The organism is Luteibacter sp. (assembly GCF_009912395.1).
In the GTDB taxonomy this organism is placed as follows: domain Bacteria; phylum Pseudomonadota; class Gammaproteobacteria; order Xanthomonadales; family Rhodanobacteraceae; genus Luteibacter.
On the sequence record NZ_WNDO01000023.1, the window covers coordinates 76637 to 92543 of the forward strand.

The following is a 15907-nucleotide window of genomic DNA, read 5'->3' on the forward strand; positions in this document are numbered from 1 at the left end:
GTGACGGGTGCCTGCTGTTGGCACCCGTCACCAGTGGATCGATGGATACGCGAGACCATCACGTCTCGATCAGTTTGCGCGCGATCTCCAGAAGCTTCGCCTGATTCGCCGCATGGACCTCTGGATGTAGTGGCTGCAGTTGCAGCGAGTAAAGCTTCCGCGTGTTGGCCCAGCCGACGGTCACGAGAGTGCGTCCCGATGCATCGCGTGCCGTCTTGGCGGTGCCTGGCTGGCCATTGACCTCGATATTCACCCACTCCTTGATCATGGTGACGGATTCCTTCCCGGCGGAATGATCGGTTTCATTGAGGATCACGAGGCCAAGTGGATGTTGGGGATGCCCTCGCCGAATCTCGGTGGGGCTCGCCCTGGAGGGGTGTCTACCTGCCTCCTGCTATCCGTATCGGGTATCGCCTGCATTTAAACCGGCTCGTGCTGCATACCTTGATCGATGTCCGGATGCCGGACGTCAATCAAGGATGCGATATGCATCGAACACGAATGGGTTGTTTGGCGGCGCTTCTGTTTTTCGTATCTGCAGATGCCTCGGCGGCCATCAAGTGGCTGAGCCGTGCCAATTGCGTTGGCGGCACGGTGAACGAATCGGTCACCTATGATCGTCCTCAGTTGAAGACGCACTTCATGTACACCGAAAGTCATCACGTGGGCTTTGGGGCCGTTGGCGGGCACGTTGTGACCGCGCCCTGGAATGTGACGTGGCGTTCCTATGCCGGGGACATCGGTGACGTATCCAGGAATACCGTCAGGGGAGTTCATGTGTTTGGGGACAATCTTCGCTTTCTGGCTACCGAGTACACGATCGCAACCGATTGCAACCTGAGGGAGTGGTGACATGACGAACTTGAAGTTGAAAGCATGTCTCGGCCTTGCATGCGTTGCCTTGGGCTCCGCGACGGCGAATGCGGGTGAAGAACCATCGGTGGCCGACCTTGCGCAGATGTCTCCCCAGAGTGTTCATCAGGCGCAGGAAGACGGGGTCGACATGAAGCGCATTTCCGCCCTGTCGGGAGTCCACATCCTTTCGCTGGATGAATCGCCTTACGTCGGATTGTTGGCGGAACAGATTCGCAGGGAGCTTGCCGAGCAAGAGGCGTCCGGCGCGGCCAGCGTATCGGCAGCCGAGGTGCGTGACCTTCGCAAGGAATCCCGGCGTATCCGGCGCTCCACGGTCGAAGGCCGGAACGGGGGAACGTTCGGTCGATCGATCTCAGATATTCGGTCTCAATTGCATTACGAGCCGATTTCGATTTCAGGGAGTGTGCTGGACGGCGTTCCCCTAACGGACATCGCGACATCCGGAGGACTCCAGGACGGCCGCTGGACGGGAACGATGCGATCCTGGGATGTCCCCGCCCTGGGCTTCATCGAATTGAGCGAGTACGAATACAAGGGCGGCGGAGGATCGATCACCCTCGTCAAGGAGACCCTCAACGTCGATATTCATGGATATCCAGGGGCACTGAAGGTGTCTCGGTCCGATGATGGGGTAACCATCCTTTCGTTGGGTTGGGTCACGGATCGCTCCGTTTACCGGCTGGATCTGCAACCATTGGACCATCAGCAGGTGCAAGCCAATCGAGATGCGTTGCTGGCTGTGGCCAGGGCACTCGGCGGCGCAGCAGACGACTGAGATACCGAGCCGTTGCAAGAGCGTACCCTGCGTGCACGCGCTGTCGCGCGCAGGGTGCGCCATCATAGGGCCGGACACACAGGTCGAAATCCAAAAGAGCATCGCGCGCGCCTGTAGGAGCGCGCTTGCGCGCGATCCGGCCATGCCATAATGCAGGTATGTCCGACCATCGCATCATTTCTTCCGCCGCCGCCATGGACGACGAGGCGCTGGAAGCCAGCATCCGCCCCAAGCGTCTTGCCGAATACCTTGGCCAGAAGGCGGTGCGCGAGCAGATGGCCATCTATATCGAGGCGGCCCGGCGACGGGGTGGGGCGCTGGACCACGTGTTGATCTTCGGGCCTCCGGGCCTGGGCAAGACCACGCTGTCCCATGTCATCGCCAACGAGCTGGGCGTCAACGTCCGCTCCACGTCGGGTCCGGTGCTCGAGCGCGCCGGCGACCTCGCCGCGCTGCTGACCAACCTCGAGGCGAACGACGTTCTTTTCGTCGACGAGATCCACCGTCTGTCGCCCGTGGTGGAGGAAGTGCTCTATCCGGCGATGGAAGACTTCCAGATCGACATCATGATCGGCGAGGGCCCCGCGGCCCGCTCGATCAAGCTCGACCTGCCGCCGTTCACCCTGATCGGCGCGACGACCCGCGCCGGCATGCTCACGGGACCGCTGCGCGACCGCTTCGGCATCATCCAGCGCCTGGAGTTCTACAGCGTGGACGAGCTGGCGGCGATCGTCCGCCGCGCGGCCCGGATCATCGGCGTCGATTGCGACGTGGACGGCGCCCTGGAAATCGCCCGGCGCTCGCGGGGCACGCCCCGCATCGCCAACCGACTGCTGCGCCGGGTCCGCGACTACGCGGAAGTGCGCGGCGACGGCCGCATCACCTACGAGATGGCCAGCGCCGCCACCGACATGCTGCGGATCGACGCGGAGGGCGTGGACGACCTCGATCGCCGCCTCCTGGGCACCATCATCGAAAGTTTCGACGGGGGCCCGGTCGGCGTGGAGTCACTGGCCGCCGCCCTCAGCGAGGACCGTGGCACGTTGGAAGACGTGGTCGAGCCGTACCTGATCCAGCAAGGTTTTCTGGTCCGCACGGCGCGGGGCCGCATGGCCACGGCCAAGGCCTGGCGCCACCTGGGGCTGAATCCGCCGCCGCGGCAGGCCGCCACGCCCGACCTGTTCCCGGGCGGGTCATGAGCGCCTTCACCTGGCCCATCCGCATCTACTGGGAAGACACCGACGCCGGCGGCCTGGTCTACCACGCGAACTTCGTCGCCTATCTGGAACGGGGCCGCACCGAATGGCTGCGCGCCCAGGGTCTGGACCAGTCCAGCATCCGCGAGACGACCCGCCTGGCCTTCGTGGTCCGGGACATGCACCTGGATTTCCATGCGCCGGGCCGTCTGGATGATGAACTCCTGGTAAGCGTAACCGTCAAAGAGACGCGCTCTGCCAGTATCCTGTTCAGCCAGGACATCGTCCGTGGGGAAACCCTCCTGGTCCATGCCGAGGTACGCGTCGCGATGGTCAATCTCGACACGATGCACCCGGCAAAGATCCCGGCCGGTCTGTTTCCCTCCTGATTTCCCCAAAACACTTAAGCCCTTGATATTCCGGCGGAGAGCCTTCTTGCGATGAACGGTGGACTCAATATTTTCAAGCTGGTCGCGGAAGCGAGCCTGCCCGTACAGCTGGTCATGCTGCTCCTGCTGGGCTTCTCGTTCCTGTCGTGGGTGATCATCATCCGCAAGTTCAACCAGCTGAAGCAGGCCCATACCAACGCCGAGGCCTTCGAAGACCGCTTCTGGTCCGGCGCCGACCTGGCCGCCCTGTTCCGTGAAGTGGGCAACCGCGAAGGCCAGCACGGCATGGAGAACATTTTCGAGGCCGGCTTCCGCGAGTTCGCCCGCCAGCGTCAGCGTCGTGTCACCGATGCCAATCGCGTCATGGAAGGCTCGGAGCGAGCCATGCGCGTTGCCGGCACCCGCGAGATCGGCAAGCTGGAGTCCAACCTCGAATTCCTCGCCAACGTCGGCTCGATCAGCCCGTACATCGGCCTGTTCGGTACGGTGTGGGGCATCATGGGCGCCTTCCAGGGCCTGGGCGAGATGAAGGACGTCACCATTTCCGTGGTCGCCCCGCACATCTCCGAAGCGCTGATCGCCACGGCCATGGGCCTGTTCGCCGCGATCCCGGCCGTGTGGGCGTACAACCGTTACGCCAACAAGGTCGAGCGGATCGCCTCGCGCTACGAGGTCTTCCAGGAAGAATTCTCCTCGGTGCTGCAGCGCCAGATCCACACCGACGACGCGGCCTGAGCCGGAGCGTAAGCAATGCGCACTTCCTACCGCCGTCAGAAGCGGAAGCTCAAGTCCGAGATCAACGTCGTGCCGTACATCGACGTGATGCTCGTGCTGCTGATCATCTTCATGGTCACCACGCCGATGATGAATCTCGGCGTGGACATCCAGCTTCCGCAGACCAATGCCAAGTCCTTGCAGGACAAGAAGGATCCGATCGTCGTCTCGGTCGACGAGAACGGTCAGATCTACCTCACCGCCAACGGCACCAAGCGCGAGCCGGTGAGCGAGGACGAGTTCCGCAAGAAGGTCACCGCGTTCCACGACGCCAACCCCGAGCTGCAGGTGCTGGTCGCGGGTGACCAGCGCGTGGGCTACGGCAAGGTGTATTCGATCCTCCCGATCCTCCAGGAAGCGGGCGTCTCCAAGATCGGCCTGATGAGCCAGCCGCAGTCCGCGCAGAATGGAAAACCGTAACGGTACCCCGCGCGCGGTCGTCCTGGCCGCGCTCCTGCATCTCGGCATCGTGGCCTTCCTGGGCCTCGCGATCATTCCGTGCTCGGACTACGAGAAGTGGGCCGAGGCCATTGGCCTGCCTGCCGAGTGGAATCCGCTGAAGTGCCCGGCGCCGATCCAGCTGCCCGGCCAGATCATCGAGGCCACGCTGATCGGTCCCACGGGCGCGCCGCCGCCGAAGCACACCCAGAAGCCGGTGCCCAACACGGTGCCCCCGCCGCCTGCCCAGCCTACGCCGACCCCGCCGCAGCCCGAAAAGCCGAAGGTGGAGACGCTGCCGCCGCCGCCGAAGCAGCCTGACCTGAAGGACCAGGAAAAGGTCGTCGACGACGCCGTGCAGAAGGCCGAGGACGCCAAGAAGCTTCAGGAAGAGAAACAGCGTCAGCGGCAGGCCGAGCTGGACGCCCAGCAGGAAGAAAAAAAGAAGGAAAAGCAGAAGCAGATCGACGAGATCTTCAAGCAGCTCGACGCCGCCAAGTCGCAGACGAAGCAGGCCGACGCCAAGAAGAAGCAGGCCGATCAGCAGCTGAAGGACCTCCAGAACGCCAAGGACGACGGGCGCGAGGACCTGCCGTACGCCGATAAGGTCCAGACCGGCCAGAACGGCAAGGACAACAGCAAGCAGGCGGCCTACATCGCGGCGATCCAGAACGCGGTGACACCGAACTGGCTGCGTCCGGACAACACCCCGGCCGCAGCGTGCATCGTCCATATCGTGCAGATCCCGGGTGGCCAGGTACTCAGTGCCAAGGCCGACTCCAGCTGTCCGTACGATGCGGCGGGCAAGGCCTCCATCGAGAACGCCGTGTTGCGCGCGCAGCCCTTGCCGTACCAGGGCTTCGAGGATGTCTTCCAGCGCAACCTCACCTTCACGTTCAGGCCGCAATGATGCAAGACGCCCCGCCTTGGGCATGGTCCTGGGCGGGGCGGTTCAGACTAGGGTCACGCTCCAAGCGGCCCCCGCGTTAAGATTCCGTCGCCGTCCCCTCATCCAGGTCGCAATGAACCCGCCCATGCGTAGAACGCTCTCCCGACTCGTCATCCTCCTGGCCGCCTTGACCGCCTTCGTGGCCGGCCCCGCCGCCGCCCAGTCGCTCAACGTGGACATCGTGGGCGGCCTGAAGACGGCCACCCCGATCGCCGTGGTGCCCTTCGCCCAGTCGGGTGGCGCACCGCTGCCGACCGACGTGGCCGACGTCATCCGCGCCGATTTCAACCGCTCCGGCAAGTTCCGCTCGCTGGACAAGAACGACATCGTCGAGACCCCGTCGCAGGGTTCGGACATCAAGTTCGCCACCTGGCGCCTGCTCAAGCAGGACTTCATCACCGTCGGCCGCATCAACGACGCCGGCGGCGGCATGCTCAAGATCGACTACGAGCTGTGGGACGTGAACCGTCAGCAGAGCCTGCTCGCCCAGTCGTTCACCGCCCCGGCGGGTGACCTGCGTGGCGTGGCCCACCAGATCGCCGACCAGATCTACGAAAAGATCACTGGCGTCCGCGGCGCCTTCTGGACCCGCATCGCCTACGTGACCGCCGTCGGCACGGGCAACAACACCACCTATTCGCTGATCGTGGCCGACTCGGACGGCTTCAATCCGCAGACCGTGGCCCGCTCGCGCGAGTCGCTACTGTCGCCGGCCTGGTCGCCGGACGGCAGCAAGATCGCCTACGTCTCGTTCGAAAGCGGCAACTCGGCCGTCTACGTGCAGAACATCTCCACCGGCTCGCGTAGCCTGATCGCCTCGCACCCGAAGGGCATCAACAGCGCCCCGGCCTGGTCGCCGGACGGCAGCAAGCTGGCGGTGAGCCTGTCGTACGTGGGTAACCCGGAGATCTTCATCATCGACGTCGCCAGCCACACCGAGACCCGGATCACCAACAACTTCGCGATCGACACCGAGCCGACCTTCACCCCGGACGGTCAAAGCATCATTTTCACCTCCGATCGTGCCGGCAAGCCGCAGCTCTACCAGACCTCGGTCGGCGGCGGAAACGCCACGCGGATCACCTTCCAGGGTGCCTTCAACGCCAGTGCCGCAGTGAGCTACGACGGTAAGCAGATTGCGATGGTGCAGGGCAACGGGAACGTGTATCGTATCGCCATCATGGACCGTAGCCTGGGTGGCCAGGTGCGTTTCGTCTCGCCCGGTAACGTGGACGATTCGCCCAGCTTCGCCCCTAACGCGAGCATGCTGCTGTATGCGGCATCGCAGGGTACGCGTGGCGTCCTGTATGCGGTTTCGGCAGACGGTGCCGTACGTCAACGCCTGGTCCTCGCGGACGGCGACGTGCGCGAGCCGGCCTGGGGGCCCTACCGACAGCGTTGAGGGCGCGCCCGCAAGGGCAGCGACCTTGACAACGTCCCAGGGAAGGGCGCGGATCGTTCCGCGCCTTTTCTGCGGACGAACGAATGAAGGAACACCCGGCGGCCGCCTTCCGGCGGTCGACGGAACGAAGGCGTAGGGTGCGGGACAGCGCCCCGTCAGCGTGGATGTAAGTAGAAAAACAGCCGGACAACCGGCGGTGTCTGTCCCGAAACCGTAAATCGACTGTCGGAACTCAACTGTTGAAGGAACGTCCCATGAACAAGACCGTTACCATCACCCTGGCCGCCCTGCTCTGCGTGGGCGCGGTCGCTTGCTCCAAGAAGCAGGTCAAGACCCCGCCGGCACAGCCGTCGGAGCCGGTCACCCAGACCCAGCAGCCCACCAACGACGGCAAGTACCAGCCGTCGGATCTCGACACCGACGCTTGCCTGCGCCAGCGCGTTGTCTACTTCGACTTCGACAAGAACGACGTCAAGCCGGAGTTCCAGCAGATCATCGCTTGCCACGCCAAGTACCTGCGTGACCGTCCGCAGTCGGCCATGACCCTCGAGGGCAATACCGACGAGCGCGGCACCCGCGAGTACAACCTGGGCCTCGGCGAGCGTCGTGGCAATGCCGTGTCCAGCTCCCTCCAGGCTGCTGGCGGCTCGGCCAGCCAGGTCAACGTGACCAGCTACGGCAAGGAAAAGCCGGTCTGCCGTGAGCACAACGAAGACTGCTGGTCCAAGAACCGTCGCGTCGAGATCGTGTACACCGCGAAGTAAGTAATGAAGAAGACTCTGGCTAACAGTTTCACGGCCAGGCTTGGCGTGGCGGGCGCGATCGCGTCCGCCACGCTTTTTGCGCTGCCCGCCACCGCCCAGGATCGCCTCAGCCTCGCCGACCGCGTGTCGCGGCTCGAGCAGCAGAACCAGGCCAACGCCGGCACGACCACGCTGGTGAACCAGGTCAACGACCTGCAACAGCAGCTTGCCCAGCTCCAGGGGCAAATCGAAGAGCTGCAGCACCAGAACCAGCAGCTCCAGGAATCCCAGAAGGCGCAGTACGCGGACGTCGATTCGCGGCTGGGTCGTCTCGAAAAGGGCGGTGCTCCCGCGCCGCAGGCCGCCGCTCCGGCGCCTCAGGCGTCCGCGCCCGCTCCCGCCGCACCCTCTGCCCAGCAGCAGCCTGCCGCCGCCCAGGCGCCGGCCGCCGCCTCCAGCAGCCCGGGCCAGGCGTCGCCGGCCGAGCAGGCCGCCTACGATGCCGCGTTCAAGTCCCTGCGGGGTGGCGATTACGTCACTGCCTCGCGCGGCTTCCGCGACTTCCTCACCAAGTACCCGGATAGCCCGCTCGCTCCCAACGCCTATTATTGGCTGGGCGAGTCGTACTACGTGACCATGAACTACCCGGTGGCCATCGAGGCCTTCCAGCGGCTGGTCAAGAACTACCCGCAGAGCGAGAAGGTCTCCGACGGCCTGCTCAAGGTCGGTTATTGCCAGATCGAGCTGAAGCAGCAGGACGCCGCGATCGCCACGCTCAAGCAGGTCACCACGAAGTATCCGGGCACCAAGGCCGCAGGCCTCGCACAGGAACGCCTGCGCCGCCTGCAGCGCCAGACGGCCAACTGATCCCATGAACGGCAACACCGCAACTCCGGCGGGCGTTCCGCCGGTCGCTCCCGTCAAGGAGCGCCTGCGGATCACCGAGATCTTCCACTCCGTACAGGGCGAGGCCGATGCGATCGGCTGGCCCACGGTATTCGTGCGCCTCACGGGCTGCCCGTTGCGCTGCGTCTGGTGCGATACCGAGTACTCCTTCCACGGCGGGCAGTGGCACGACATCGACGATATCGTGGCCCAGGTCGCCAGCTATGGCGCGCGCCATGTCTGCGTCACCGGTGGCGAGCCGCTGTCGCAGAAGCGCTGCCTGATCCTGCTGCGCAAGCTCTGCGACGCGGGTCATGACGTCTCCCTGGAGACCTCCGGCGCGCTCGATGTGGCCAACGTCGATCCACGCGTGCGCAAGGTCATGGACCTGAAGCCGCCGGACTCCGGCGAAAGCGCGCGCAACCTCTGGTCCAACCTCGACCACCTGCTGCCGCACGACCAGGTGAAGTTCGTGATCGCCAGCCGTGGCGATTTCGAATGGGCGCGCGACGCCGTCCGCGAGCATGCGATCGACCGCAAGGCGATGCCGCTGTTCTCGCCGGTGTGGGGCAAGGTCGAGCCGCGCGAACTCGCCGAATGGATCATCGAAGAACGACTGCCGGTGCGTTTCCAGCTTCAGCTGCACAAGCTGCTCTGGAACGACGCGGCGGGTCATTGAGTAATTTCTAAAAAGGCGTAGCCATGAACACCTCGAACACTCCCCGCAAGGCCGTCATCCTCGTATCCGGCGGCATGGATTCCGCGGTCACGATCGCGATGGCCCATGAGCAGGGTTTCGAGGTGTATGCGCTGAGCGTCGCCTATGGCCAGCGCCATAGCTCCGAGCTGGAAGCCTCCGAGCGCGTCTCGAACATGCTGGGCGCGAAGCGTCACAAGACCGTGCATGTCGACCTGCGCAGCATCGGCGGCTCGGCGCTCACCGACAACATCGACGTGCCGGACGAAGGCGGCGACGGCATTCCCGTCACCTATGTGCCGGCGCGCAACACGATCATGCTGTCGATCGCCCTGGGCTGGGCCGAAGTGCTCGGTTCCACGGATATCTTCTGCGGCGTCAACGCCGTGGATTACTCGGGTTACCCCGATTGCCGCCCGGCCTTCATCGACGCCTACGAGGCGCTTGCCAACGTCGCCACGAAGGCGGGCGTCGAAGGCGCGGGCATCCGTATCCACGCGCCGCTGATGAACATGGGCAAGGGTGACATCGTGCGCGAAGGCGTGCGCCTGGGCGTGGATTTCTCGCAGACCGTGAGCTGCTACAACGCCGATGCCGAAGGCCGTGCCTGCGGCCATTGCGATGCCTGCCGCCTGCGCGCCGAGGGCTTCGCCAAGGCCGGCGAGAAGGACACCACGCGTTACGTGTGAGCGTGCGCCATGCCGCCGTGGCCGCGTATGGCGCCCGGCGGATGACCGATGGTGCGCTTGAACGCGCGGCTGAAAGCGGCGAGTGAGCCATAACCCAGGCGAAACGCGACGCTTTCGATCGATTCCCGATCGCGCCCGATCCACTGCGCGGCCAGGCGCATGCGCAGTTCGGTGAGATACCGCACGGGAGTCATGCCCGTGACTTCGAGGAAGCGCTCGGCGAACACCGAGCGCGAACTGCCCATTTCCTCGGCGAGGTTCGCCACGGTCCACGCCTTGCCCGGATCGCGATGCATGGCAAGGATCACCTTGCCCAGTCGTGGATCACGCAGCGCCTGCACCCAGCCCGTGGCGTCACCGCAGCCGCACTCGACCCAGGCGCGGACGATAAAGGCGGCCACCACGTCGGCCAGTCGCGAAAAGACGCCGGCGAAGCCCGCGCGCTTCGTGCACGATTCGCGCTCCATCGCCTCGAGCATGACGCGCAGTTCCGGGTAGCGGTCGAGCAACGTGGCAACCAGCATCACCTCGGGCATCGAGGCCACCAGCATCTGCATGCCGCCCAGGTCGAACTCCATGCAGCCGCTGAAGATCAAGGCTTCCTTGCCCGCATCGGCATCGCTGCCGGGTCGTTCGATGGAGGTGACGGTAGGGCAGAGCGTGGTCGCTTCCAGCTCGCGGACATCCAGGCAGGGCGAAACATCCAGCGCGGAAACCACTTCGTGCTCCCCGCCGTGCGGCATCAGCACGGCATCGCCGGTGTCGAGGCGATAGGTCTTTCCGCTGGCGCAGCGCAGGTGCACCGGGCCGCGGCCGACGAAATGGAAGTGGGCCAGCCCGGCGGCTTTTCCAAAGGAAAGCCCTAGCGGGGGTGCCAGTTCGATCCGCCGGTACTCCACGCCGATGAGCCGCATGCCCATCAGCAATTCGCTGGTGAGGTCGGTGCCGTCGTGCGTCGTGGAGGGAAGGGAGTTCATCAAATCTGGACGAATGATCAAGATATTCGGATCGATCGTCATAGACCGTCCGGGTGCCGGCCCGTAGTCTACTCCCATCCTTTTCTGCTTTCCCCTATCCCATGAATCCTTCCGTTCCGAACGTTCAGGGCGGTGCGTCGCCCTCTGCGCCTCGATGGGGCGCGGTCCTGTCCATGACCCTGGGCGTGTTCGCCTTGGTCACCGCCGAGTTCCTGCCGGCTAGCCTGCTCACGCCGATGGCGGCGGGGCTGGGCGTGTCCGAGGGCGTGGCTGGCCAGACCGTCACCGTCACGGCGATCGTCGCCATGGTCACCAGCCTGTTCACGGCGTCGCTCACCCGCAGCATGGATCGTCGCTGGGTCCTGCTCGGCTTTTCCGTGATGTTGCTGATTTCCAATTTCCTCGTCGCCTTCGCGCCGAGTCTTGCCGTGGTGCTGGCGGCGCGCGTGATCCTCGGTATCGCCCTTGGTGGCTTCTGGACGATGGCGGCAGCCACCACGATGCGCCTGGTGCCGGAGTCACACGTGCCGCGCGCGCTGTCGATTCTCTTCAGCGGGGTATCGCTGGCGACCATCGCGGCGGCGCCGCTGGGTAGCTATTTCGGTGGCCTGATTGGCTGGCGAGCGGTGTTCCTGCTCGCGGCGGGTATCGGCACGCTGGCCTTCGTCTGGAAGCTGGTCGCGCTGCCCAGCATGTCGGCCAACGGCAACACCAACCTCGGCACGCTCATCGAGGTGCTCAAGCGACAGGGCATGGCGCGCGGCATGTTCGCGTGCATCCTGGTCTTCACCGGCCACTTCGCGTTCTTCACCTACCTGCGTCCCTTCCTCGAAACGGTGACGGGGGTGAACGTGAATGGCCTGTCCGCGATCCTGCTCGGCTTCGGTGTCGCCAACTTCATCGGTACGTCGTTGGCCGGTCTGCTGCTCGAACGTAGCCTCTGGGTCACCCTGGTGACGATGCCGTTCGCGATGGCGCTGATCGCGCTGGTGTTGCTCGCATCGGGCACGATGCCCTTGCTGCACGCCGTGCTCGTATCGCTGTGGGGCATGGCCTTCGGTGCGATTCCGGTGGCGTGGACCACCTGGGTCACGCGTATCGTGCCCGACGAAGCCGAAAGCGGTGGCGGCTTGATGGTGGCCGCGGTGCAACTGGCGATCACCACGGGTGCGGCAATGGGTGGCGTGGTCTTCGACGCGGCCGGCGTGAAGGCGGTGTTCGTCGCCAGTGCGCTCGTGTTGCTGGTGGCTACGCTGGTGATCTCCTTCGGCTTCCGCGCACACACGACGTTCGACACGGTCGCGGAGGACGGGGCGGCCTGAGCCGCCCCGTCGTCATGCTCAGTTGACCGACACCGCGCTCCATGCGGTGGCGACGGCCTTCGACTCCGTGGAGTTCGCTCCATAGAGATCGTTGGCCGCCTTGATGGTGGCGGCACGCGCATCCGTGTAGGTCGAGGTTGAGGTGAAATACACGCTCAACGCGCGATACCAGATCTTGCCTGCCTTGTCGCGACCGATGCCGGCGAAGCTGGTGTTGCCGTTGCAGACCAGATCCTTGGGCTGGTAGTTGAAGCCCGTCGGCACGACCGGGCCTTCGGCCAGCAGGTAGAAGAAGCGGTTGCCCACGCCCGAGCTGTAGTGCGGATCATAAACGCCGCCCTGGTTGGTCTTCGACGCGGTGAAGCCGCCCGTCGGATAGCAGCTGAAGGAACGGCCATCGGCGTCCTGCTTGAACATCAGGCGCAGCGCCTTGGTGCCGTTCGGGTTGCTCGAATACACCGCTTCGCCGATCAGGTAGTTGCCCGGATGTCCCGGTACGTTGGCGTTGAACTCGACCAGTGTACCGAGGATGTCGGAGTTGGCTTCGTTGAGGCCGCCGCTGTCCTTTACACCGTAGTAGCCGAGGTTGGCGGTGGCGCTGTTCACGCCGTGGCTCATCTCGTGACCGGCGACATCGAGCGCCACCAGCGGCAGGTAGCCCTGGCTGATGTTGCCGTCGCCGTAGTACATGCTCTTCGTGCTGGCATACCAGAACGCGTTGACGTAATTCTGGCCAACGTGCGCATACGTCTTCACGCCCTTGCCGTCGTTGAAAATGCCCGTGCGTCCGTGCACGTTCTTGTAGTAGTCCCAGGTGGCGGCCACGCCGTAATAAATATCGCTGGCGACGGTGGCACGATCCGAGGTGGCGTTGTTGCCCCAGGTATTGGTGGTGTTGGTGTAGAGCGTGGCGGCCGAGGTGTTGAACACGTCGGACTGGTTGTGCGCGTCGTAGGTCGCGCCGTTGCCGCGGCTCGGATCGACCAGCTGGAAACCGCCGCTCACGGAATTCGTGGTGATGGTGACATTGCCTAGCGTGAGCGACTTGCCCGTGCCCTGTGCGGCGGCGGTCTCCACCTGGTCGTCGAGACCGAGGATGGCGCCGGTCTGCGCATCGACGTAATAGATGATGTCGCCGATGGGCACGCCGTCGTTGCGTTCGCCAAGCACATGCACCTGATAGGCGAGCGTCGGAGCGATGCCGCGCGCATACAGCGCCAGCGAGGTTTCGGGCACACCGTTGATGTCGCCGGGGAACGCGGCGGCCGCTTCCACGCGGGCCCGGTCGGCGCTGATCTTCGGCGTGACCGAAGGGCGCTTCGCGGTGGCGAGCTTCATGCTCACGCTATTGAGCACGCCACTGTGCGAATGGGATACGACATCGCCGCCGACGACGGGCAGGCCGCCGAAGAAGCGATCCAGTCGCACGTGTTCCGTGCCATCGGCATCGACGATGACATCGCGGGCCTTGAACTGGTCGGAGCCCGTGCTGGGCTGGGCGGTAGCCAGCGACAGCGTCCTCGCGGAACGCGACAGGTTGGTCGCTGGCAGATTGAAACTATCCGGATGGGCGTTGACGAGATTCAACGCCCGGTCGATCACGGCCTGGCGGTCGACGTCGGCGGCGGACACCGTTCCGACGATGCCGAACATGGCGGCGGCAAGCAAAGTTACACGCAGTCGCATACTTCCTCCCTAGATGGACATGTGCCCGTCACGGTCTCGCATGTACCGTGGGCATGCATGGGCGTCGGCCCCCACCGACGCGATAACGCGGACCGTCGATCCGCGAGACCCGAGCATGGCATGCCGGGAATCATCGAAAACGCCTTCGTCGTTTCCTCCAGGGAACGACCTGTTCGTTGTGGCGGGGTAGGGTAAGCGCAAGAAATTGCGTTTGCAGAGTGATGAATTATGCAAATTCGGATGGCATGACATCGTTCTGGCGTGAACGCATCAGAGGCGCCTGAGCCCGCGCAGATACTCGCCCGGCGAGTTACCCACCAGGCGGGTGAACGCCGTGGTGAAGCTGCTTGCACCGCTATAGCCGACATCGATCGCGACGGCGGTCAACGGTTCGCCCTGGATCATGCGTTCGATCGCGGCGACGATACGCAGCCGGTCACGCCACTGCCTGAAATTCAGGCCGGTTTCTTCCTGGAATTTCCTTGCCAGTGTTCGCTCGCTGGTACCGACGCGAGTACCCAGTTCGGCCAGGGTTTCATTCGACGCGGGGTGATCGCGCAGGTGGCGCGTGACCATTCTCACGCGCTTGTCCTTGGCATCGGGTACGGAGAAATCGGCGAGAGAGGGACGGTCCGCGAGTTGGATCAACAGCAGTTCGTTCAATAGCGTGAGTTCGCGACTGTCCTGCGCGGTGAGTCGCGATGCGCGCCGCACCAGCTCGACGGCGAGCGTGGACATCGGCAACAGGGCGCAGCGATCCGGAAGTCCGTCCGACATGGCTGCGGGAAGATGCATGCGGATCAGCTCGCACGACTTTGGATAGCTTGCCGCGTGGCGCCGACGTGGCGGCACCCACACCGCGGTGCCCGGGGTCGCAAGATGCCAGCCGGTTTCGTCCTGGATACGGACACTGCCCTCGACCGCCAGCGTGAGCTGGCCATCGTCATGCGTGTGCGGGCCGATCGCGACACCCGCGGCATGGGCGACGCGGTTGGCCGACGATGGCGCGGAGGCGGAGCGGCGCGGTGGCATGGTGGCGGTCCGGCGAAAGGGGTTGGCAGATTGGCGAAATATAGGTCGAAAACTTTTGCCTAACGTATACCTCATCCCCTCGGAGGTACACCACCATGTCATCCCTGCATCTCATCGGCCTCTCCGGAAGCCTGCGCAAGGACTCCCATTCCAGCGCCATCCTTTCCAGCCTCGCCGAACTGTTGCCAGCTCATGCCACCTGGTCGACGCTGGATATCGGCGAACTGCCTCATTACAGCGCGGACCTCGAATCGGAGGCCTTGCCGCTTCCGGTGATCAACGCGCGTGCACGCGTCCAGCGAGCGGATGCGGTCATCATGGCCGTGCCCGAATACAACCACGGCATCCCCGGTGTGCTAAAGAACACGCTCGACTGGCTCTCCCGCCCCGTGCGAGCCAGTTGCATGATGGGCAAGCCGGTGCTCTTCGTCACCCAGTCCAACGGCAGCCTGGGCGGCGTGCGTGCGCAGTTCCAGTTGCGCGAAACGCTGGCATCGATGCTTTGCGTGCTGCCGCCCATGCAGGAGATGGTGGTGACGCACGCCAGCGAAAAGATCCGCGATGGCCGCATGGTCGACGAGGCGGCGCTACGCTTCATCGGTGCGCAACTGCACGCATTCCTCGAGCGCCTGGCGCCCGTGGAGTATGTGGCATGACCACCTGCTTGATCGCCCTGACCACCGGGTTGGTCGTGGGTGTCCTGTTCGCCTTGCTTCGCCTGCCTATTCCCGCGCCAGCGAGCCTGCCGGGCATTGTCGGTGCGGTGGGCTGCTTTCTGGGTAGCGTGATCGTCCAGTACCTTCGTTGAATCGAAATATGCAAATTTGGACATCGTGAAATTATTCTGTCGATCGTCCAGGCCCGCTCGCGGGGCCTAAACAATTTTCCGGATCCCTGGATCACCTGTAAGACACCGCCGCAAACGCCGGGCGGTTACCTACACCAGTGAGAAGGAAGGGATCATGGTCGGCATCGTCACGGGAAGCGGTCTGGGACTGGACAACACCTCGCTACAGGCGCTGGGTGCCCGGGGGATGCTGGGCAACGCGTCGGAGGGCAAGGCGGGCGAGTCGATCT

General features: G+C 64.4%; 19 protein-coding genes. 15 read left to right on the forward strand and 4 right to left on the reverse strand.

Features of this window, described 5'->3' with window-relative positions; genetic code table 11:
• Window positions 1-58: 58 nt before the first annotated feature.
• Window positions 59-268 carry a hypothetical protein gene (locus GAK28_RS18525; RefSeq protein WP_291782731.1) on the reverse strand — a complete coding sequence of 70 codons (210 nt, stop codon included), beginning with the start codon at window positions 266-268 and terminating at the stop codon, window positions 59-61.
• 191 nt (window positions 269-459) lie between these two features.
• On the opposite strand from GAK28_RS18525, the gene GAK28_RS18530 reads away from it, so the two are divergent.
• From GAK28_RS18530 to queC, 12 genes are all read left to right on the forward strand, one after another.
• Window positions 460-852: a hypothetical protein gene (locus tag GAK28_RS18530; RefSeq protein WP_291782734.1), complete on the forward strand. Its 393-nt coding sequence runs from the start codon at window positions 460-462 to the stop codon at window positions 850-852.
• Window position 853: 1 nt separating this feature from the next.
• Window positions 854-1651, forward strand: coding sequence for a hypothetical protein (locus tag GAK28_RS18535; RefSeq protein WP_291782737.1), 798 nt, complete (start codon window positions 854-856; stop codon window positions 1649-1651).
• A gap of 158 nt (window positions 1652-1809) precedes the next feature.
• Complete coding sequence (gene ruvB / locus GAK28_RS18540; protein WP_291782740.1) at window positions 1810-2850, forward strand: Holliday junction branch migration DNA helicase RuvB; 1041 nt, start codon at window positions 1810-1812, stop codon at window positions 2848-2850.
• Window positions 2847-3236: a tol-pal system-associated acyl-CoA thioesterase gene (gene ybgC / locus GAK28_RS18545; protein ID WP_291782743.1), complete on the forward strand. Its 390-nt coding sequence runs from the start codon at window positions 2847-2849 to the stop codon at window positions 3234-3236. Before ruvB ends, ybgC begins: the two co-directional genes overlap by 4 nt.
• 51 nt (window positions 3237-3287) lie before the next feature.
• Window positions 3288-3971 carry a protein TolQ gene (gene tolQ / locus GAK28_RS18550; RefSeq protein WP_291782745.1) on the forward strand — a complete coding sequence of 228 codons (684 nt, stop codon included), beginning with the start codon at window positions 3288-3290 and terminating at the stop codon, window positions 3969-3971.
• 15 nt (window positions 3972-3986) lie between these two features.
• On the forward strand, window positions 3987-4430 hold the full coding sequence (gene tolR / locus GAK28_RS18555; RefSeq protein ID WP_166947428.1) for a protein TolR: 444 nt from the start codon (window positions 3987-3989) through the stop codon (window positions 4428-4430).
• Window positions 4417-5358, forward strand: a complete 942-nt coding sequence (locus tag GAK28_RS18560; RefSeq protein ID WP_291782751.1) for a cell envelope integrity protein TolA — start codon at window positions 4417-4419, stop codon at window positions 5356-5358. The genes tolR and GAK28_RS18560 overlap by 14 nt, the downstream gene beginning before the upstream one ends.
• Window positions 5359-5482: 124 nt before the next feature.
• Window positions 5483-6799 carry a Tol-Pal system beta propeller repeat protein TolB gene (gene tolB, locus GAK28_RS18565; protein WP_291782754.1) on the forward strand — a complete coding sequence of 439 codons (1317 nt, stop codon included), beginning with the start codon at window positions 5483-5485 and terminating at the stop codon, window positions 6797-6799.
• Between the two features lie 254 nt (window positions 6800-7053).
• Window positions 7054-7563 (forward strand): peptidoglycan-associated lipoprotein Pal, encoded by a 510-nt coding sequence (gene pal / locus GAK28_RS18570; protein ID WP_291782757.1) that lies wholly within the window; start codon window positions 7054-7056, stop codon window positions 7561-7563.
• Between the two features lie 3 nt (window positions 7564-7566).
• Complete coding sequence (gene ybgF / locus GAK28_RS18575) at window positions 7567-8409, forward strand: tol-pal system protein YbgF (protein WP_291782760.1); 843 nt, start codon at window positions 7567-7569, stop codon at window positions 8407-8409.
• A 4-nt stretch (window positions 8410-8413) separates the two neighbouring features.
• On the forward strand, window positions 8414-9106 hold the full coding sequence (gene queE / locus GAK28_RS18580) for a 7-carboxy-7-deazaguanine synthase QueE (RefSeq protein ID WP_291782763.1): 693 nt from the start codon (window positions 8414-8416) through the stop codon (window positions 9104-9106).
• Between the two features lie 23 nt (window positions 9107-9129).
• A complete protein-coding gene (queC, locus tag GAK28_RS18585; protein ID WP_291782765.1) occupies window positions 9130-9813 on the forward strand; it encodes a 7-cyano-7-deazaguanine synthase QueC in 684 nt (227 codons plus the stop codon).
• On the opposite strand, the gene GAK28_RS18590 is transcribed toward queC, so the two are convergent.
• Window positions 9804-10790, reverse strand: coding sequence for an AraC family transcriptional regulator (locus GAK28_RS18590; RefSeq protein WP_291782767.1), 987 nt, complete (start codon window positions 10788-10790; stop codon window positions 9804-9806). The two genes, queC and GAK28_RS18590, sit on opposite strands and share 10 nt — an antisense overlap.
• 173 nt (window positions 10791-10963) lie before the next feature.
• On the opposite strand from GAK28_RS18590, the gene GAK28_RS18595 reads away from it, so the two are divergent.
• Complete coding sequence (locus GAK28_RS18595) at window positions 10964-12112, forward strand: MFS transporter (RefSeq protein ID WP_291782770.1); 1149 nt, start codon at window positions 10964-10966, stop codon at window positions 12110-12112.
• A gap of 18 nt (window positions 12113-12130) precedes the next feature.
• Here GAK28_RS18595 and GAK28_RS18600 read toward each other — a convergent pair whose 3' ends face one another.
• Both GAK28_RS18600 and GAK28_RS18605 read right to left on the reverse strand, forming a co-directional pair.
• Window positions 12131-13798 (reverse strand): M4 family metallopeptidase, encoded by a 1668-nt coding sequence (locus GAK28_RS18600; RefSeq protein WP_291782773.1) that lies wholly within the window; start codon window positions 13796-13798, stop codon window positions 12131-12133.
• Window positions 13799-14068: 270 nt separating this feature from the next.
• Window positions 14069-14830 (reverse strand): AraC family transcriptional regulator, encoded by a 762-nt coding sequence (locus GAK28_RS18605; protein ID WP_291782775.1) that lies wholly within the window; start codon window positions 14828-14830, stop codon window positions 14069-14071.
• Window positions 14831-14925: 95 nt separating this feature from the next.
• Between GAK28_RS18605 and GAK28_RS18610 the strand changes: the two genes are divergently transcribed.
• On the forward strand, window positions 14926-15486 hold the full coding sequence (locus GAK28_RS18610) for an NADPH-dependent FMN reductase (RefSeq protein WP_291782777.1): 561 nt from the start codon (window positions 14926-14928) through the stop codon (window positions 15484-15486).
• Window positions 15483-15638: a XapX domain-containing protein gene (locus GAK28_RS18615; RefSeq protein ID WP_291782780.1), complete on the forward strand. Its 156-nt coding sequence runs from the start codon at window positions 15483-15485 to the stop codon at window positions 15636-15638. Before GAK28_RS18610 ends, GAK28_RS18615 begins: the two co-directional genes overlap by 4 nt.
• Window positions 15639-15907: the final 269 nt, after the last annotated feature.